General features: G+C 72.6%; 13 protein-coding genes and 3 pseudogenes. 8 read left to right on the top strand and 8 right to left on the bottom strand.

The genetic code is table 11. From position 1 onward, the window contains the following. The first annotated feature begins 12 nt into the window (after window positions 1-12). From K4B79_RS23665 to K4B79_RS23640, 6 genes and pseudogenes are all read left to right on the top strand, one after another. The gene (locus K4B79_RS23665; RefSeq protein ID WP_232028878.1) at window positions 13-1515 is read left to right on the top strand and encodes a CoA-acylating methylmalonate-semialdehyde dehydrogenase; all 1503 of its coding nucleotides are present in this window, start codon (window positions 13-15) and stop codon (window positions 1513-1515) included. A 30-nt stretch (window positions 1516-1545) separates the two neighbouring features. Next, window positions 1546-2529 (top strand): TIM barrel protein, encoded by a 984-nt coding sequence (locus K4B79_RS23660; RefSeq protein ID WP_232028877.1) that lies wholly within the window; start codon window positions 1546-1548, stop codon window positions 2527-2529. Between the two features lie 225 nt (window positions 2530-2754). Then, the gene (locus K4B79_RS23655) at window positions 2755-3537 is read left to right on the top strand and encodes a TIM barrel protein (RefSeq protein WP_232028876.1); all 783 of its coding nucleotides are present in this window, start codon (window positions 2755-2757) and stop codon (window positions 3535-3537) included. A 96-nt stretch (window positions 3538-3633) separates the two neighbouring features. Further along, on the top strand, window positions 3634-4677 hold the full coding sequence (locus tag K4B79_RS23650) for a Gfo/Idh/MocA family oxidoreductase (RefSeq protein ID WP_055705506.1): 1044 nt from the start codon (window positions 3634-3636) through the stop codon (window positions 4675-4677). A 172-nt stretch (window positions 4678-4849) separates the two neighbouring features. Then, the gene (locus tag K4B79_RS23645; protein WP_232028875.1) at window positions 4850-5890 is read left to right on the top strand and encodes a LacI family DNA-binding transcriptional regulator; all 1041 of its coding nucleotides are present in this window, start codon (window positions 4850-4852) and stop codon (window positions 5888-5890) included. 647 nt (window positions 5891-6537) lie between these two features. Next, window positions 6538-7221, top strand: a pseudogene (locus tag K4B79_RS23640) (IS701 family transposase); the annotation flags it as partial. Window positions 7222-7580: 359 nt separating this feature from the next. Here K4B79_RS23640 and K4B79_RS23635 read toward each other — a convergent pair. Both K4B79_RS23635 and K4B79_RS23630 read right to left on the bottom strand, forming a co-directional pair. Beyond that, complete coding sequence (locus K4B79_RS23635) at window positions 7581-8759, bottom strand: acyl-CoA dehydrogenase family protein (RefSeq protein WP_232028874.1); 1179 nt, start codon at window positions 8757-8759, stop codon at window positions 7581-7583. A 97-nt stretch (window positions 8760-8856) separates the two neighbouring features. Continuing rightward, window positions 8857-9231 carry a four-helix bundle copper-binding protein gene (locus K4B79_RS23630; protein ID WP_232028873.1) on the bottom strand — a complete coding sequence of 125 codons (375 nt, stop codon included), beginning with the start codon at window positions 9229-9231 and terminating at the stop codon, window positions 8857-8859. Between the two features lie 129 nt (window positions 9232-9360). Here K4B79_RS23630 and K4B79_RS23625 point away from each other — a divergent pair, with 129 nt between their 5' ends. Next, window positions 9361-9711 carry a DUF6479 family protein gene (locus tag K4B79_RS23625; protein ID WP_374208503.1) on the top strand — a complete coding sequence of 117 codons (351 nt, stop codon included), beginning with the start codon at window positions 9361-9363 and terminating at the stop codon, window positions 9709-9711. A 67-nt stretch (window positions 9712-9778) separates the two neighbouring features. Further along, entirely contained in the window at window positions 9779-10129 is a 351-nt protein-coding gene (locus K4B79_RS23620; protein WP_232028871.1) for a hypothetical protein, read from the top strand. Window positions 10130-10231: 102 nt separating this feature from the next. On the opposite strand, the gene K4B79_RS23615 is transcribed toward K4B79_RS23620, so the two are convergent. The 6 genes and pseudogenes from K4B79_RS23615 to K4B79_RS48660 all read right to left on the bottom strand — a co-directional run. Further along, window positions 10232-11965: a glycoside hydrolase family 15 protein gene (locus K4B79_RS23615; protein WP_232028870.1), complete on the bottom strand. Its 1734-nt coding sequence runs from the start codon at window positions 11963-11965 to the stop codon at window positions 10232-10234. A 78-nt stretch (window positions 11966-12043) separates the two neighbouring features. Beyond that, window positions 12044-13270, bottom strand: coding sequence for a cytochrome P450 (locus K4B79_RS23610; RefSeq protein WP_232028869.1), 1227 nt, complete (start codon window positions 13268-13270; stop codon window positions 12044-12046). Window positions 13271-13292: 22 nt separating this feature from the next. Next, window positions 13293-13505 (bottom strand): MbtH family protein, encoded by a 213-nt coding sequence (locus K4B79_RS23605; RefSeq protein WP_232028868.1) that lies wholly within the window; start codon window positions 13503-13505, stop codon window positions 13293-13295. Next, window positions 13502-17515 (bottom strand): non-ribosomal peptide synthetase, encoded by a 4014-nt coding sequence (locus tag K4B79_RS23600; RefSeq protein ID WP_232028867.1) that lies wholly within the window; start codon window positions 17513-17515, stop codon window positions 13502-13504. Before K4B79_RS23600 ends, K4B79_RS23605 begins: the two co-directional genes overlap by 4 nt. Window positions 17516-17543: 28 nt before the next feature. Beyond that, a pseudogene (locus tag K4B79_RS48665) lies at window positions 17544-18890 on the bottom strand (condensation domain-containing protein); the annotation flags it as partial. A 153-nt stretch (window positions 18891-19043) separates the two neighbouring features. Further along, a pseudogene (locus tag K4B79_RS48660) lies at window positions 19044-19256 on the bottom strand (phosphopantetheine-binding protein); the annotation flags it as partial. Window positions 19257-19276: the final 20 nt, after the last annotated feature.

Raw genomic sequence — 19276 nt, 5'->3', positions numbered from 1 at the left:
GAAACCCGCACCGTGACCACCATCCAGCACTGGATCAACGGCGCTCCCGTCCAGGGCACCGCCACCGCCACCCAGCCGGTCTTCAATCCGGCCACCGGCGCCGAGCAGGCCCAGGTCGTCCTCGGCGGCGCGGCCGACGTGGACGCCGCCGTCCAGGCTGCCTCTGCCGCCTTCGAGACCTGGTCGGAATCGTCGCTCACCCAGCGCACGCAGGTGATGTTCGCCTTCCGCCAGCTGCTCCTCGAGCACGAGGAGGAGCTGGGCCGGATCATCTCCGCCGAGCACGGCAAGACCGTCGACGACGCCCGCGGCGAGATCACCCGGGGCCGCGAGGTCGTCGAGTTCGCCTGCGGCCTCGGCGACATCCTCAAGGGCTCCTTCTCCGACCAGGTCTCGCGTGGCGTGGATGTGCACACCTTCCGCCAGCCCCTCGGCGTCGTCGGCGGCATCACCCCGTTCAACTTCCCCGCGATGGTGCCGCTGTGGATGCACCCCATGGCCATCGCCACCGGCAACACCTTCATCCTGAAGCCGAGTGAGCGCGACCCGTCGGCCGCGAACTTCGTCGCCGAGCTGTACAAGAAGGCCGGACTGCCCGACGGTGTCTTCAACGTGGTGCACGGTGGCAAGGACGCGGTCGACGCGATCCTCACCCACCCCGGCATCGAGGCCGTCTCCTTTGTCGGGTCGACTCCGATCGCCAAGTACGTGCACGAACAGGCCACCGCGCACGGCAAGCGCGTCCAGGCCCTGGGCGGCGCCAAGAACCACGCCGTCGTCCTGCCCGACGCCGACCTCGAGTTCGCCGCCAACCACATCACCGCCGGCGCCTACGGCTCTGCCGGCGAGCGCTGCATGGCCGTCTCGGTCGCCGTCGCCGTCGGCGACGCCGCCGACGGACTCGTGCAGGTGCTGGAGCGCAAGGCCCGCGAGGTGAAGGTCGGCCCCGGTGACCAGCCCGGCACCGAGATGGGGCCGCTGGTCACCAAGGCCGCCCAGGAGCGCGTCGAGAGCGCGGTCGGCGTCGCCGCCACGCAGGGCGCCACCGTCGTCGTCGACGGCCGCGGTCTCAAGCTCGACGACCCCGCCTACGCCGAGGGCTTCTTCACCGGCCCCTCCCTCCTGGACCACGTCACCACCGAGATGGCGGCGTACAAGGAGGAACTCTTCGGCCCGGTGCTGGCGATCCTCCGAGTCGAGACCCTGGACGAGGCGATCGACGTCATCAACACCAACCCCTACGGCAACGGCACCGCCCTGTTCACCGCCTCCGGCGAAGCCGCCCGCCGCTTCCAGCGCCACATCAAGGTCGGCATGATCGGCATCAACGTGCCGGTGCCCGTGCCGATGTCCTACTACTCCTTCGGCGGCTGGAAGGACTCCCTCATCGGCGACTCCCCCATCCACGGCCCCGAAGGCATCCGCTTCTACACCCGCCCCAAGGTCGTCACCACTCGCTGGCCCCAGCCCAAGCAGCAGGTCAGCGCGGGCTTCAACTTCCCCACCTCCAACTGAGTTTCCGTGCCGCACTCCGAAGGACACACCATGGCAACGGCGCCACCTCCCTTCCGCACCACTGCGGGCAACCTCTGCCTGGGCTCGGCCCCCGACTCGTGGGGCGTCTGGTTCCCCGAGGACGAGCACCAGGTGCCGTACACCCGCTTCCTCGACGAACTCGCCCAGGCCGGCTACGAGTGGCTGGAGCTCGGCCCCTACGGCTACCTCCCCACCGACCCGCAGCGCCTCAAGGACGAACTCGACGCCCGCGGCCTGCAGGTCTCCGGCGGCACCGTCTTCAGTACGCTGCACCGCCCCGAGGCCTGGGACGACATGCTCGCCCACGTCCGGCAGATCGCCGGCCTGACCGCCGCCGCCGACGCCCACCACCTCGTCTTCATCCCGCCCATGTACCGGGACGAGAAGACGGGCGCGTTCACCGAGTCGCCCGAGCTGACCGCCGAACAGTGGGCGGGCTTCGGCAGGGCCGCCGACCGGCTCGGCAAGCTGCTGCTCGACGAGTACGACGTACGCCTCGTCATCCATCCGCACGCCGACAGCCACATCCAGACCCAGCCCGAGATCGAACGGCTGCTGAACGAGTCCGACCCCCGCTACACCAACCTCTGCCTGGACACCGGCCACGTCGCCTACGGCGGCGGCGACAACCTCGACCTCATCCGCCGCTTCGGCGAACGCGTCGGCTACGTCCACATCAAGCAGATGGACCCCGCCGTCCTGGCCCAGGTCGCCGCCGAAAACCTCTCCTTCGGCGAGGCCGTCAAGCGCGGGGTGTGCGTCTCCCCGCCCGCCGGCGTGCCCAACCCCGCCGACGTCGTCACCGCACTCGCCACCCTCGACGCCGAGCTGTTCGTCATCGTCGAACAAGACCTCTACCCCTGCGCACCCGAAGTACCGCTACCCATCGCCGTCAGCACGCGCGAGCACCTGGCCGGCTGCGGCCTGACCGGCACCCGACGCCCGAGGCTGACGCTCCCTGCCGACGAGCGGCCGAGCAGAGCCCCCGAGTAAGCAAGCCACCGGCTCGCGCGGTGACCGGCGCATGGAGACCCCCGGCGCAGTTGACGCGCCGTGGCGGGCTTCTACGCGGTGCCGACGGCTTCCGCGCGAGATTTCTGGAACGTTACAGGCTTCATGGCCGCCGGACACTTGACAGCGGCTCATGGTGGCTGGCGTACTGGTCAGAGTATATAGAACGTTCTAGTTCCCGGTCGTCCGGAGATGAGGAGAACCACGATGTACGCACTGGCGGTCTGTGCGGAGATGGTCTTCCGCGACCTTCCGATCGAGGAGCGGGCACGGCGTATCCACGAGGCCGGTTTCCAGGTCGAGATCTGGGACTGGACGAACCACGATCTCGATGCCCTCGCCCGCTCGTCCGCCGAGATCGTCTCGATGACGGGGTACGTGAGCGGCAGCCTCACCGATGACGACGGCGCCGCCGAACTGCTGCGCACGGCCGAGGAGTCGCTCAAGGCGGCCGAGCACCTGGGCTGCACTCGCCTGAACCTCCACGGAACCGGTCTGGACGGCCAGGGGCTGCCCGTGGTGCCGGTACCCGGGGAGCCCACCGGCGCGATGTGGATGGCCGCGCACCGCACACTCACCCGGATCGCCGAGCTCGGCGAGAACGCCGGGGTCATCTTCACCCTGGAGAATCTCAACACCGCCGTCGATCACCCCGGGGTGCCCTTCGCGAAGGCTGCCGACACCCTGGCGCTGGTTGCCGCCGTGAACCGGCCCGGTCTGCGCATGAACCTGGACCTGTACCACGCCCAGATCGGCGAGGGGAATCTGATCGAGCTGGTGCGCAGCGCCCACGGCGCGGGACTCATCGGTGAGATCCAGGTGGCGGACGTGCCGGGCCGCTGCGAACCGGGCACGGGAGAGATCAACTACCCGGCCATCGCCCGCACCCTCGCGGACATCGGCTACGACGGCACCGTCGCCATGGAGGCATGGGCCTCCAGCGACAGCGAGGCCGCTCTGGAACGCTTCCGGGCCGCCTTCACCGTCTGACAGGAGCGGCCGCGGGACATCTGCCCCGCCCTCGCGTCCGCGCACCACGGCAGCCGCCACCACCGAAGCCACGACGTAGATCACGGAGTATGTGCCATGACCTCCCCCCAGTCCCTCGCGGTCGGCCTCATCGGCGCCGGACGCATGGGCTCCTTCCACGCCGAGACCCTGGCCCGCCGCCTCCCCGGGGTACGACTGGCGGCCATCGCCGATCCCGCACCCGGGGCCGCGAAGGCTCTGGCCGATCGTCTCGGCTGCCCCAAGACGTACACGGAGATCGGTGACCTGCTCGACGACCCCGAGATCGAGGCGGTCGTGATCGTCACGCCCGCCCGCACCCACGCCGGACTCATCGAGGCCGCGGCACGCGCCGGCAAGTCGGTCTTCTGCGAGAAGCCGATGGCCGTCACCCTCGACGAAGCCGACCGCGCCATCACCGCCGCACATGAGGCGGGCGTGGTGCTCCAGGTGGGCTTCAACCGCCGCTTCGACGTCGGCTTCCGCGCCGCCCACGAGAAGATCACCGCCGGTGACATCGGTACCCCGCAGCTGCTGCGTTCCCTCACCCGGGACCCCAACCTGCACGACCCGTCGCGCATCCCGCCGTGGACGATCTTCCTGGAGACGCTCATCCACGACTTCGACGTCCTGCGCTACCTCAACCCCGGCTCAGAGCCCGTCGAGGTCTTCGCCATGGCCGACGCCCTGGTCCGGCCCGACTTCAAGGACCACGGACTGCTCGACACGGCCGTGGTGACGATCCGCTTCGACAACGGCGCCATCGCCACGGCGGAGGCCAACTTCCAGGCGGTGTACGGCTATGACGTCCGCGGTGAGGTCAAGGGCTCGACCGGCATGCTCACCCTGGGTGACCTGCGCAGCAGCCACCTCACGTCCTACGGTGCGGCCGGCGCTGCCGCCGAGTGCGTCAGCTACGACCAGGATCTCTTCCACGCGGCCTACGTTGCCGAACTGGCCGAGTTCACCGACAGCGTCCGGGACAAGCGTGCTCCGTCGGTGACCGGCGAGGACGCTCGGGCCGCGCTGGGCATCGCCCTCGCCGCGATCGGTTCGATCGCCACGGGCGGTGCGGTCAGCGTGGGTGACGTCAGGGAGAGCCCGGTGACAGTGCGGCCGTAGCACCGAGCACACGACGCCGACTCGGCGGCGCCTTCTCCAGCCCGAGCGGCCGCCGCCAGGGTCGTACCTCTCCCGTCACCGTGCCGTTGCCGAGCCCCCTCCTGAAGCAACGCCCACGTGGAACGTTCTACAATCGGTCCCCAACAGACGAGACCGACCAGGAGAGGACAGCATGCCTGCGACCCCGGCGGTCCCGGACGGGAAGCGGCCGACGCTCGCCGACCTGGCGACGCGGGCAGGCGTGTCCACCGCGCTGGCCTCCATCGTGATGCGCGGGGCGAAGGGGGCCAGCGCCGCCACCCGCGAGCGTGTCCTGGAGGCCGCGCGGGAGATCGGCTACCGCCCGGACGCCCGGGCGAGACTGCTGCGCAGCCACCGCTCCCACCTGCTCGGCGTGCAGTTCGGCCTCCAGCATCCCTTCCACGCCGACCTGGTGGAGGGCATCTACGCCACCGCCGAACCAGCCGGATACCAGATCGCGCTGAGCGCCGTGACCGCCGAACGGGGTGAGCAGCGTGCCGTCGAAACCCTGCTCGACGACCGCTGCGAGGCGCTGATCCTGCTGGGCCCACAGGCCCCCGCCTCACGGCTGACGGAGCTCGCCGGGCAATTGCCGGTCGTCTCTGTGGCCCGCCACCTGCGGCCACCCGTCCCCGGTCTGGAGGTCGTACGGACCGCCGACGACAAGGGCGCCCGCCAGGCGGTCGACCACCTCGTGGCGCTGGGCCACCGCGCCATCGCCCACATCGACGGCGGCAAGGCACCCGGCGCAGCCGACCGGCGACGCGGCTACCGCACCGCCATGAGCCGCCACGGTCTCACCGAGCACATCCGCGTCGTGCCCGGGGGCCTCACCGAGGCAGAGGGCGCCGAGGCCGCCCAGGTTCTCGCCGCCTCCCACCCGTGCCCCACCGCGGTCCTCGCCTTCAACGACCGCTGCGCGACCGGTGTCCTCGATGTCTTCCTCCGCAGCGGCATTCCCGTCCCCGGCGCCATCTCCGTCGTCGGCTTCGACGACAGCCATCTGGCCCGCCTGGCCCATATCGACCTCACCACCGTCGGGCAGGACATCCCCCGCCTCGCCCACCTCGCCGTGGACCGGGCCATCGCACGCCTGGACGGTCGCGACACCGGTACCGGGGAACAGGTGGTGGCTCCACACCTCGTGGTCCGGGGGACGACGGCCCCGCCCTCTACCGCACCGGCCACCTGAGCGTGGTCTGGGCCAACCTCGCACCGCACACAGTCCCACGCGCCTCCAATACCTGAGGAATGGGGCACAACGGCGAACTCGGCGACTTTCTCCGCTCCCGTCGCGCCCTCCTCACCCCAGACACCGCCGGACTGCCTCCGGGCGCGGGGCGCGCCGGGTGCCCAAGCCTTGAGGAGGTCGCGCCCCTGGCGTGTGTCACCACCCACTACACCCGCCTGGAGCAGGGCCGCCACCCGAACCTCTCCGAAGCCGTCCCTCCGTCCCCCACGCCCTGCGTCTCGACGACGAACGCGGCTACCTCTTCGCCCTCACCCGCCCCGCGTCCCACCGCACCGTAGCGCCGACGCACGCCCCGAGCGGAGCGGACCCGGTCCGCGGCCCGCCAGAGGCTGGAGTTCACCGCGTTTCGAGGCATTCCCGGTGACCAGGTGCGTGCTCGGCGGACGCGGCACGGAGCAAGAAGTGCCCTACACAGTCATCACTTCCCTTTGCCAGGTTTGCCGAGGCGTGACACAACGGCCTGCCGGACATGTCCACTGTCACCTCGCAGACACTCCCCACGTCGCCTTCCGGCTGGCCCAGTCGCACCTAGGGACTTTCGTTTGGATCATCGTGCGGACCAAAGAAAGATGCCTGCGATGTAGAGCGATTGCTATCTGCGGGGGCTGATGCTGGACGGCCGGTGCAAGTCGATCCAGCCGATGGCGCAGCGGCTGCCGGACGGGAACATGTAGGCCCTGGAGCAGTTCGTCAACCAGTCGCCGTGGCAGTGGACGCCGGTGCGGCGGCGGATCGCCGAGCGGCTGGTCCAGGTCGTCAAGCCCGAGGCGTGGGTCATCGACGACGTCGCGTTTCCCAAGTGCGGGCGGGCGTCGGTGGGGGTGGCCCGGCAGTACTGCGGGGCACTGGGGAAGCGGGCAACCTGCCAGGTCGCCGTCAGTGTGCATGCGGCCACGGATACCGCCTCCTGCCCACTGGAATGGGAATTGTTCCTATCCGAGGAACGGGCGCACGACACACGGCGTCGCACGGCTGCGGGCGTGCCCGATGAGGTGGGGCATGTGCCCAAGCCCCGCCTGACCCTGGGGCTGCTGGAGAGGCTGGCGGGTTGGCTTCCGTCGGTGCCGGTGATTGTGGCCGACTGCGGTTACGGCCGCAGTGTCTGCTTCCGCCTGGCCCTGGAGGAACGCGGCTGGTCCTACATCGTCGCTGTCGAGCCCAAGGAGATCGCCCGCCCGGCCGGTGCCAAGCCGGAGCTGCCGCCCTACCAGGGATGGGGCCCGCCCACGTTGCCGCGCTATCGCGAGCCGGCCCGCCCCCTGCACCAACTGATCGATGCGCACACCCGCTTCGAGGACGTCACCTGACGAGAGGGCAGCAGGGCTCAGTCATCCACCGCCCTCGAGTCCGCGAACGGCATCCAAGATCCCCGCCAGAACGGCCGCTGCCGATGGTGTACGCCCACGGGCACCTCGGACGCGGCGCCAGCGGAGAACTTCAGCCTGGCAGGCGGTAAGTTCTCGATCTTGAGTTGGAGCCGCCATCGCCGCGAAGTCGCAGTCGACGGCGTTTCCAGTGCTCGCGGCGAAGTGCCAACTGCCGCATCACGGCTCGGCCGTCATCCTGATCCCACAGAATCACGGTGCCAACTACCCTCGGTATGTGACAACTAAGGTCTGTGGTCACACACTCAGCGCCGCACGCGAGGCATCCCCAGCCCGATCCACGAGATGATCTCCCGCTGGATCTCGTTGTTGCCGCCGCCGAAGGTGAAGATGACGGCCGAGCGGTAGCCGCGTTCCAGTTCGCCGTGGAGGACCGCGCCGGCCGAGCCCTCCTTGAGGGTGCCCGCGGTGGCGACGATCTCCATGAGCCAAGCGTAGGCGTCGCGGCGGGCCTCGGAGCCGTAGACCTTGACGGCCGAGGCGTCCTGGGGGGTGAGGGTGCCGTCCTGGACGGCGCTGACCATCTGCCAGTTGAGGAGTTTCAGCGCGTCCAGGCGGGTGTGGGTGCGGGCGAGGAGGCGGCGCACCCAGGGCAGGTCGACGACGCGGCGGCCGTCGGCGAGCTTGGTCTCCATGGCCCAGCGCTGTACGTCGTGCAGGGCACGGATCGCCATGGTGCCGTGGGCGGCGAGGGTGACGCGTTCGTGGTTGAGCTGGTTGGTGATCAGCCGCCAGCCCTGGTTCTCCTCGCCGACCCGGTGGGCGACGGGGACGCGGACGTCCTCGTAGTAGCCGGCCGTGGTGTCGTGCGAGGCGAGGGTGTTGATGACGGTGCAGGAGTAGCCGGGGGCGGTGGTCGGCATCAGGAGCATGGTGATGCCCTTGTGCGGGGGCGCGTCGGGGTCGGTGCGGACGGCGAGCCAGACCCAGTCGGCGGTGTCGCCATTGGTGGTCCAGATCTTCTGGCCGTTGACGACGTACTCGTCGCCGTCGCGCACCGCGCGGGTCTTGAGGGAGGCCAGGTCGGTGCCGGCGTCGGGCTCGCTGTAGCCGATGGCGAAGTCGATCTCGCCGGAGAGGATGCGGGGCAGGAAGTACGTCTTCTGCTCGTCCGTGCCGTACCGCATGATCGTCGGACCGACGGTGTTCAGCGCCATGAGCGGCAGGGGTACGCCGGCCTGGGCGGCCTCGTCGAAGAAGATGAACTGCTCCATCGCCGTCAGGCCGCGGCCGCCGTACTCCTTCGGCCAGCCGACGCCGAGCCAGCCGTCCGTGCCGAGGCGGCGGATGGTGTCGCGGTAGAACCGTTTCTGGGCCGCCCGGTCGGTGAACCGGGCGTGGGCGTTGTCCGGCACCAGGTCGGCGAAGTAGGCGCGCAGTTCGGTGCGCAGTCGCTGCTGCTCGGGCGTGTGGGCGAGATGCACGGCGCCTCCAGGCTCCCCAGGGCCGGTCCTGACGGCGCACACGGTAGAACGTGTTCCAGTAATTGGGAATGGGTGTGCGGGCACGCCCTGGTGGAGGTCAGGCCAGCGTCGCGATGAAGTCCGTGCACGCCCGCGCGCACTCCCGGCACGCCTTCGCGCTGTCCTCTGCGCCCGGATGGCGGTCGAAGAGCTGCGCGCACTCCAGGCAGACCGACCGGCACCACTCCAGCTGCACCCGGATGCCGTGCTCGTCGATGCCGTTCTGCTCGGAGAGCACACGGCAGGTCGCGTCGCAGACCTCCGCGCACATGATGCCCTTGCGTCGTACGAGTTCCTGCTCCTCGGTCCCGTCCGGATCCACGAGGCTCGCGCGCAGCGCACACGCCCGTGCGCACTCGGTACATGCCTGGGCACACGCGAACCTGTCCTCCAGGAACTGGAAGAGCTCCTGCTGGGATGTCGTCTGTGTCACACCGCGCGGGTAGCCGCGGTCCCCCGCGTCAAACCCGCTGTTCCGTTCCAAGAGGCTGCCGCCGGGCTCCGGCCGGGGTCGGTTCACCGCCGGGGGCAGGGGTACTCGCGTGCCATGAATAGCTCATGGATGGACATCGCCGCAGGCCGGGGCGCTCTCGGCATCGGCCTGGTCGTGGCGGGTGTGGTGGTCGTGGCGGTGCTGATCGGCGCCTTCTGGCTGGGTGTCCGGGTCAAGCGCCGTGAGCTGCCCCCGCCGACCCCCGACGAGCAGCCGAGCATGCCGGAGGGCGGCCCGGTGCGTGAGGTCCGGGAACGACGGGAACCCCACGAGGTGCCCAAGGGCCGTCACCGGCTGACGCCGCACGAGATCCCGGGCCACGGCAACGCCGGAACCCGGACCAGCGCGTCGAAGGACCGGCCGCGCTGGGACGAGGGCGGCAGCGGGTCGTTCGGGAGCGGCGGGCCCGGCGGCCGCTGACAATCCGGCGCCGCCCCGCAGCCACACCGCGTTCGTGCAGACCATCGCAGAGAGGGACGTGAGATTCATGGCCGACTCCGGTCGCAGCACCCTGCCGCTGCCCGACTACGACCATCTGCCGATCGGCGGCCTGGAGAGCCGCGTGCGGTCGCTGACCGCCGCGGAGGTGGAGGAACTGCTCGCCTACGAGCGGACCCACGCCGACCGGCTGCCCGTGACCCAGTTGCTCTCCACCCGTCTGGAACAGCTGGAGGCGGGCGCCGAGCCCACGTCCGGCGACCCCGGGGCCTTCCGCCCCGAGCAGGGAGCGGACCGCGGCGGCTCCCCGGTGTCGCCCGCGACCTCCCCGCAGCCCTTCAGCCCGCCGCCGCACGGCACTCCCGACCAGCGCGGCAAGCCCAAGGGCGATCGCACCTAGGCCGCCCGTGAGGCACAGTCACCGCCCGTGAGGCTCAGTCACCGAGGGGCGCCCCCGTCCAGGCGGGCGCCCCTCAGGTGTGCCGCCGGAGGTGCGACGCGGTCATGCGCCGAGGCGCGCGGACGTCTCCAGGAGCAGGGCGTGCACGAAGGCCTGCGGGAGGTTGCCGCGCAGCTGGCGCTGGGCGATGTCGAACTCCTCGGCGTACAGGCCCGATGCCCCGCAGGCGCCGCGGTTGCGTTCGAACCAGCGGTACGCCTCGACGGTCCGGCCCTGCTGGTGCTCGGCGAGCGCCGTCGCGAACCCGCACAGCAGGAAGGCGCCCTCGGCCTCCTCCAGCGGGCGGTCGTCGTGCCGGAAGCGGTAGACGAGGTGGTCCCGGGCCAGGTCCCGGCGGCAGGCGTCGAGGGTGGCGCGGGTGCGCACGTCGGCGGCGGGCAGGGCGCCGCGTACGGCGGGCAGCAGCAGGGCGGCGTCCACCGCCGGGTCGTCGGGGGCGCGTTGCCAGTGCCCGTCGGGGTGCACGCAGGTCCGGGCCGTGGCGTCGAGAATGGTGTCGGCCAGGCGGGCGCACGTCTCGGCAAGCGGATGGCCGGGGGCCGCGTCGGCCATGGCCCGCAGTCCGGCGACGCAGATCAGCCTGCTGTGGGTCCACAGCCTGTTCCCCAACTCCCAGATGCCGGCGTCCGGTTCGCGCCAGCGTTCGCCGATCGCGTGGACGGCGGCGGTGACGGCCCCGAGGTGGTCGGCGTCGAGGCGGCCGTGCCGCTCGGCGGCGGCGAACAGCAGCAGGGCCTCGCCGAAGCAGTCCAGCTGGAACTGTGCGCGCACCCGGTTGCCGACGCGGTCGAAACCGCCCGGATAGCCGGGCAGTTCGAGGTCGCGTTGGTCGGGTACGGGGCCGCCGTGCACGGTGTAGGCGGGGGCCAGCCGCGGCCCGTCGGCGTTCAGCCGGGCGGCGACGAAACCGACGGCGGCGTCGAGGAGGTCGTGGGCTCCCGCCGCGGCGGCGGCCTGGCCTGCGAGGCTCTGGTCGCGGATCCACACGTACCGGTAGTCGTAGTTGCGGCCTTCCTCGGCGCGCTCGGGCAGGCTGGTGGTGGCCGCGGCGACCATGCCGCCGCCCCGGGTGGTCAGGCCGCGCAGCACGGCGTACGCGCGACGCGCGTCCGCGACGGCCACGGTGTGGTCGAGAGCGGGCACGGCCCGGTGCCAGGCGGTCTCGGTGGCCGACCAGACCTCGTCGGCCCTCGGCAGGTCGTACGGCGGTGGGGCGGCGGCGCACTCCAGGACCAGGTCGTGCCGCTCGCCGGGCTTTAGCGTGATCTCGGCCGTCAGCCCCTGCTCGCCTGGGACGGCGTGGGCGGCGCCCTGCCAGCGCAGACCGTGGGTGCCGGTGCGCAGCTCCCACACCCCGTCGTCGCCGCGCCGGACGGAGTCGAGCGCCTTCGTGCCGTAGCCGCCGTGCGGGTCCAGGACGACACGGACGCGGGCCGGGCCCTCGACGGCCCGCACCTGCCGCAGCAGGACCAGGCGATCGGGGTCGCCGGGGAAGGCCAGGGCCTCCCGGCACTCCACGATGCCGTCGTCGGTGACCCACCGGCTGCGCCGGATCAGTGTGCCCTCTTCGTAGTAGCCGCCGAAGACGTACCGGCCCGCCGGGGTGACGGCGTAGACCCCCTCGCCGCCGACGAGGGCGGCGAAGACCGCCTCGTCGTGCCAGGACGGGGCGCACAGCCAGCCGATCGCCCCGTCCGGCCCGATGAGCGCGCCGCGCTCCCCGTCGGCCAGCAGCGCGTAGTCGTGCAGCGCGTGGGGCGGGAACGCTGGGCGCATGGACGCGGCCTCCTGTCGCCGTCGGCGGACACGATCAGGAGGTACGGGTACCCAGGGAGCGCGGTCGATGGGTGGTGTCTACGCGCCCTTCAGCGCCACGGGCAGGGAGCCGAGGCCGCTGAGGAAGTTGGAGTAGACGGGACCCGCCGGGCCGGTCTGTTCCATGTCGGCCACCTGGTCGCGCAGTCCGGCGAGCACGGCTCCGATCTCGGCGCGGGCCAGATAGGCGCCGAGGCAGAAGTGCGGGCCGTAGGCGAAGGTGACGTGCTTGTTGGGCGTGCGGTCCAGGCGCAGCCGTTCGGGGGCTTCGAAGATCCGCTCGTCGTGGTTGGCGGAGGCGTTCCACACGGTGACGATGTCCCCGGCCCTGATGGCCCGGCCGCCGACCTCGGTGTCCGTGGTGGCGGTGCGTCCCGAGTGCAGGGCGGGGGTCGTCCAGCGCAGGATCTCCTCGACGGCGGTGTCGATGCCGGCGTCGCCGTTCCTGAGCGCCTGCCACTGATCGGGGTGTTCCAGGAGGGCGAGGGCGGCACCGACCATGGACAGCCGGGCGGTCTCGTCGCCGCCGAGGATGAGGCTGTAGCAGTTGAGCATGATCTCGTCGTCGTCCAGCGGCAGCCCCTGGACCTCGCTGCCGGCCAGGAGCGCGATGACGTCGGCGTGGCCGCCCTCGCGCCGGTCCCGGGCCAGGCCCGCGAAGTAGAGCAGGATCTCGCTCTTGGCGATCCACGCGTCGGCGGCGGTGCTGTCCGCGTCGTGCGAGCCGAGCGCCGAGGAGGTCAGGCTGAGCACATGGGCGCGGTCGCCGTCGGGCACGCCGAGCAGGTCGCAGATGGCACCGAGCGGGATGCCCGACGCGACGTCGGCGGCGAAGTCGCAGGAGCCCTTGTCGACGGCGTCCCGCAGCAGCCGCTCCACCGTGCGCCGCACACTGGCGACGATCGGTTCCAGGGCGCGGGGCGAGAAGGCGGACAGCAGGATGCGGCGCAGCGCGGCGTGCCGGGGCCCGTCCGTGATGGCGAGCATGCGGCCGGCCGCCGAGTCTCCGCCGGCGAGCAGGGTCTCCAGGACGTTGCCGCCCTGGGAGGTGAAGCGGGTGCTGTCCCGGTAGACGGCGGTGACGTCGGCGTGCCGGGTCACCGCCCAGAAGCCGGGCGCGGAGTCGGTGGCCGGGTTCCAGTGGACCGGCTCGTGCTCCCTGAGGTGGCGCCACACGGCGGACAGGTCGCTCTCGGCGTGCAGCCGTGGATCGGCCAGGTTCAGCGTGTCGAGCTCGTCCGGAGCGATGGTCCGCCGCGTGGTCATCAGTTCGTCCTCCACCGTCTGGTCATTCACCCATGGCCCGGATCAGGCTCTTGGGCCGCATGTCGGTCCAGTGCTCCTCGACGTACTCCAGGCACGACTGCCGGCTCGCCCGGCCGTGGGCGACGGTCCAGCCGGCCGGGACCTCGGCGAAGGCGGGCCACAGGGAGTGCTGGCCCTCGTCGTTGACCAGGACGTAGTGCTCGAGGGTGTCGTCGTCGAAGGGGTTGGTGGTCATCGGGGATCGCTCCTGTCGGGTCGGGGCGCGAGGGCACGCAGCCGGCGGTCGAGCACGGGCCCGATCCGGTCCAGCGCCTCGGGCCGGGTCATCTCGCCGTGGGCACACGGGATGTCGTGGTGGTCGATGCCGCCCCGGACGTACGGCAGCCAGGTGCCGTGCCGTCCGGGGTGTGCGTCCGGATCTTGTGCGGCGGTGAAGAACAGCAGGTCACCGTCGTACGACGTGGGGGCGAACTCCTCCAGGAGGCGGCGGTTGTTCGCGGTCACCTCGACCAGGGCGGCGAGTTCGGCGTCGTCGAGGCTGCCGGGCAGGTCGGGGACGCGGCGCACCAGTTCGGCGAACCGGGTGTCGGTCAGCTCCTCGTCCGGGGGTGGTGCCGGGCGCCCCAGGATGGCGAGGAGGCCGCGCAGCACGGCGTCCCGGTCGGTGGGGCGCGGACCCTGGCCGATCCAGGAGCCGGGGAAGGAGTCGAGCATCGCCAGCAGCGCCACCCGTTCCCCCGCCGCCCTCAGGGTCGTGGCCACGCCGTGGGCGACGATGCCGCCCATCGAGTAGCCGAGCAGGTGGTACGGGCCGTGCGGTTGGACCTCGCGGATCTGTGCCGTGTGCTGGGCCACCGTCTCGGCCAGGCTGCCCGACCGCTCCGCTCCGGGGACCAGTCCGCGGGACTGGAGTCCGTACAGGGGCCGTTCGGTGTCGAGGTGCCGGGTGAGCCCGGCGAAGCCCCAGGCCAGTCCGGAGGCCGGGGGGAGGCAGAACAGGGGTTCGCGCTCACCTCGGGCACGCAGCGGGAGGAGCACGTCCAGGGCCGTGGTCCCCGAAGACGCGGCGCCGGTCCCGCCCACGGCCGGGTCCACGACAGCGGTGCGGGTGACGCGCCGTGCGAGCCCCGCCACGGTCGGCGTCTCGAAGAGCGCCCGCACCGGCAGTGCGGTGCCGAGGTCGGCGCGGACCCGGGTGGTCAGCCGGGGAACCAGCAGGGAGTGCCCGCCCAAGTCGAAGAAGCTGTCGTCGACACCGACGCGCAGGGGGTCGAGGCCGAGGACGTCGGCGAAGAGGTCCCGCAGCTTCTGTTCCGTCCCGTTGCGTGGGGCGACGCGCGCCTCGGCCGCGGGCGCCCCGGGTGCGGGCAGGGCCTTGCGGTCCAGCTTGCCGCTGGCGGTGAGCGGCAGGGCGTCCAGGACGACGATCGTGGCGGGGACCATGTGGGCGGGCAGCGTCCGGGCGAGGTGGGCGCGCAGGGCACCGGCGTCGGCCGGGCCCGCGCCGCCGTCGGGCACGGCGTAGGCGACGAGCCGGTGCTCGCCCCGCGTGTCCTCACGGACGGCGGCGGCCGCCTTCGCCACGGCCGGATGGTCCGCCAACACCGCCTCGATCTCGCCGAGTTCGACGCGGAAGCCGCGGATCTTCACCTGGTGGTCGGCGCGGCCGAGGAAGCGCAGCTGTCCACCGGGGCCGCGCACCGCGAGGTCGCCGGTGCGGTACATCCGCTCCCCCGGCGCGCCGAACGGGTCGGCGACAAAGCACTGCCCGGTCAGCGCGGGGCGGCCGAGGTAGCCGCGGGCCGGTCCGCCGCCGGAGAGGTAGACCTCTCCGGGGACTCCGTCGGGCACGGGGTGGAGGGCCTGGTCGAGGAGGTGGAGGCGGTTGCGGGCCAGGGGGCGGCCGAGAGGCGGCGGGCCGTCCTTGCGGTACGGGTCGAGGTCGGACTGCCAGGCGGTGGCGTAGATCGTCGCCTCGGTGGGGCCGTAGAAGTTGATGACCCGCGCCCCGGGGAAGGTGGCTTCGAGGTCGGCGAGCAGGTGCTCGGGGATGGGCTCGCCGCCCAGCGCCACCACTCGGGGGTCGACGGCCGGGCGGTCCGCGACGACCGTCGCCATGACCGAGGGGACTCCGCTGATCAGGCTCGCGTCCCAGCGGTCGCGGTCCCGCGCGGTGAGGGCGAGCAGGTTCTCGACGATCTCGATCCGGCCGCCGCACAACAGCGGCGAGAAGATCTCGAAGACGGAGACGTCGAAGTTGAGCGAGGTCGAGAACAGCACCTTCGCCAGGCGCTCGGGGCCGAGTTCGGCGTGGGTCCACCGGACGAACTCCGCCACGCTCCGGTGGGTGGCCGCGACTCCCTTGGGGCGACCGGTGGATCCGGAGGTGTAGGTGATGCAGGCGAGGTGGTCCGGCACCAAGTCCGGCCGTACCACCATCTCTTGATCGCCCGTCAGTCCGTCGAGAAGGAGCAGGTCGGTCCCCTCGGGCAGCGCTGTCGCCGTCTCGGCCGTGGCGAGGACCACGACCGGCCGGGCGTCGGCGACGATGTGAGCGAGGCGGTCCGGCGGATAGGCGGGGTCGAGGGGCAGATAGGCGGCCCCCGACTTCAGGACGGCCAGGACGGCGGCGACCAGGTCCGCGGTGCGCGGCAGCGCGATGCCCACGATCCGCTCGGGACCGGCGCCCAGCGCGGCGAGCCGGCCCGCCAACCGCTCGGCCCGGGCGTCCAGTTCGCGATACGTCAGAAGCTCGCCGCGGTCGAGTACGGCCTCGGCGTCCGGGGTGGCCGCCACCTGGGCGGTCCACAGGTCGGTGAGCGCTCGGGTCGCGGGGGCCTCGACGGCGGCGGCCGGAGCCGAGTCGCGCGCCGCGAGTCCGAGCCGGCCCAGGGGCAGGTCCGGGTCGGCCGCCATGCGCTCCAGGAGCCGTACCAGCCGGGCCAGGGTGGCGTCGGCCCAGGCGGCGTCGAAGAGGTCGGGCCGGTAGGCCAGGCGGAAGCGCGGCCGGGGGCCGGGGAGCGCCACGAGAGTCACCGGGTAGTGGGTGGCGTCGCGCCCGCCCGTGCCGATGACCCGCAGGCCGTCGCCGGGGTCGGTGGCCCGCTCGTCGACCGGGTAGTTCTCGAACACGACGAGCGTGTCGAAGAGTTCGGGGACTCCGGCCGCCCGCTGGATGTCGGCGAGTCCGAGGTGGTGGTGGTCCAGGAGGCGGACGTAGCCCTCCTGGACGCGGCGCAGCAGGCCGCTCAGCGGCTCGTCGGGGCGCAGCCTCACGCGGGTGGGGAGGGTGTTGATGAACAGGCCCACCATGGACTCGACGCCGGGCAGGTCGGCCGGGCGGCCGGAGACGGTGGCGCCGAAGACGATGTCGTCGCGTCCCGTGGTGCGGCTGAGCAGGATGGCCCAGGCGGTCTGCACGAGGGTGTTGACGGTGACACCGAGGTTCCGGGCCAGGGTGGTCAGGTCCGTGCCGGACGCGGTGGGCAACTCGGTGCGGGCCTGGACGAGTTCGCCCGAGCCGAGGCCGTCGGCGGCGTGCGGGGCGAGGCGGGTGGGTTCCGTCACCCCGGCCAGCGCGTCCCGCCAGGCGGACTCGGCGACGGCACGGTCCCGGCGGCCGAGCCACTCCAGGAAGGTGCGGTAGGGCGGAGCGGGCGGCAGCGCGGCGGGGTCGCCGCCGGAGTCGTAGAGGGCGAGGAGTTCGCGCAGCAGGACGGAGACGGACCAGCCGTCGAGCAGGATGTGGTGGTGGGTGATCAGCAGCCGGTGCCGCTCCTCGCCGGTGCGGGCCAGGGTGCAGCGCAGCAGCGGTGGGGTGGCCGGGTCGAAGCCGCGGTCCCGGTCCTCGTCGAGCAGCCGGGACCACGCCTCCTCGGCGTCGGCGCCGGTGAGGGCGCTCAGGTCCGTCTCGGTCCAGGGCAGGACGGCCCGGCGCGGTACGACCTGGACCGGCTGTCCGCCGCGGCGGCGCCGGAAGGCGGCCCGGAGGGTGGGGTGGCGGTCCAGCAGGGCCTGGGCCGCGGCGCGCAGCCGGGCTGCGTCGACGGTGCCGCCGAGGTCGAAGACCAGCTGGACGAGGTAGACGTCCGGGGCGTCGCGCTCCTGCTCGTAGAGGGCGTGGAAGAGAAGCCCCTCCTGCAGGGGGGTCAGGGGCAGGACCTCCACCGGTGAGGACGGCGCGGACCGCGACGGCCGCGTGGCGGGCGTGGAGGGCGCGGGCGGGTTGGTCATGGGGTGTCTCACCGGCTCCTTCGGGCTCTTGCGTGCGCGGTCAGACATCGAGGCCCGCGGCGAGTTCGTCCAGTTCGTCCTGGGAGAGGCCGAGGTCCTCCGCCCGGCCGTCGGCGGGCCGGCCGGCCCGGGCGGCGAGTGCGGTGAGCGCGGCGAACCAGCCCTCGCCCAGGGCGCGTACCTCCGTCTCGGTGAGCACCGCGTCGGGCCATGACCAGTCGGCGACCAGGCGGGGGCCGGTGGCGGTGTCGTGGACGACGGCGTTCAGATCGAGTGCGTGCGCGGCGGCCAGGCCGGGGTCGCTGCCGGCGCCGAGGGCCGCGGACTCCGGGGCGAAGCCCCATGCGGCGGTGTCGGCGGGGGCGGTGAACCGGCCCAGGTAGTTGAACCCGAGCGCGGGTGCCGGGTGCTCGGCCAGGCCCGGCGCGGTGTCGGGGTTGAGGTACCGCAGGAGCCCGAACCCGAGCCCGTGGTCGGGCAGTTGACGCAGCCGCTCGTCCACCCGGCGGGCCGCGTCCTCGGCGGCGGGTCCGGCGGCGAGCGCGTCCGCGAGGTCGAGGCCGTCGAGGTCGAGGTGGACGGGGTAGAGCGAGGTGAACCAGCCGACGGTGCGGGACAGATCGAGTCCCGTGGCCGGTTCCTCGCGGCCGTGTCCCTCGACGTCGACGAGGACGTGCCCGGAGCCCTGCCGGTCGGCGACGGCCAGGGCGAGGCCGGTGAGCAGCACGCCGTGGGTGCCGGTGCCGAGGGCGGACGGGACGGTGGTGAGCAGCGGGCCGGTCACCTCGGGCGGCAGGGTGAGGCGGAGTGAGCGGGTGGTGGCGGCGGTGTCCCGGCCGGGGTCGAGGTCCCGGGTGCCCAGGGGTGTGCGCGGGGCGGCGAGCATACGGCGCCACAGGTCGCCCTCGGCGACGCGCGCGGGCCTGCGTGCCTCCTCCGCCAGCAGGTGGGACCAGCGGCGGAACGAGGTGCGGACCGGCGGGAGTTGGGCGCTGCGGCCCTGTGCCAGCGCCGTCCAGGCCGCCTCCAGGTCGGGCACCAGGATCCGCCAGGACACACCGTCGACGGCCAGGTGGTGGACGACGAGCAGCAGCCGCCCGGCGCGGTCGGGCCCGGCGTCGAACCACACGGCCCGCACCATGGCGCCGGCCGCCGGGTCCAGCAGGCCGAGGACCCGGTCGAACTCGTCGGCGACGGGGGCGTGCAGGTCTTCGACGCCGGTGGCGTCGTACCGGTCGAGGAGGTCGGCCGCGCGCACCGCGCCGACCGGACGGACGTCCAGTTCCTGGGAGGGCGTGAGCCGGGACCGGAGCAGGGCGTGGTGGTCGATCAGGGCCTGGAGGGCGTCGGTCAGGCGGGGCAGGTCGGCGTCCGCCGGGACCGTGAGCAGCACGGACTGGCTGAGCCGGTCGATCGGTCCGCCGCGCTCCAGCAGCCAGCGCATCACCGGCAGGAGGGGCACGGTGCCGACGCCGTCGTCCGTTGCCGCGCCCTCGGCGCTCCCGGCGCCCACCGGCCCTCGGGCGACGGCGGCGAGGCCTGTCACCGTCTGCTGTTCGAACACATCCCGGGGGCTGATCACCACCCCGGCCTCGGCGGCCCGGCTGACCAGGCGGATCGAGGAGATGCTGTCCCCGCCGAGGGCGAAGAAGCCCTGGTCCAGGGGGACGTCGGCCAGCTTGAGCAGGTCGCCGAACAGGTCGGCGAGGACCCGCTCGGCCGGGGTCGCCGGTTCCCGGCCGCCCGGGGCCACGGACGTCGTGGGGGCGGGCA

The organism is Streptomyces lincolnensis, assembly GCF_021173675.1.
Classification (GTDB): Bacteria; Actinomycetota; Actinomycetes; order Streptomycetales; family Streptomycetaceae; genus Streptomyces; species Streptomyces lincolnensis_B.
Note: the sequence above shows the minus strand (reverse complement) of the source record. Positions and strands in the feature narration are given on the sequence as shown.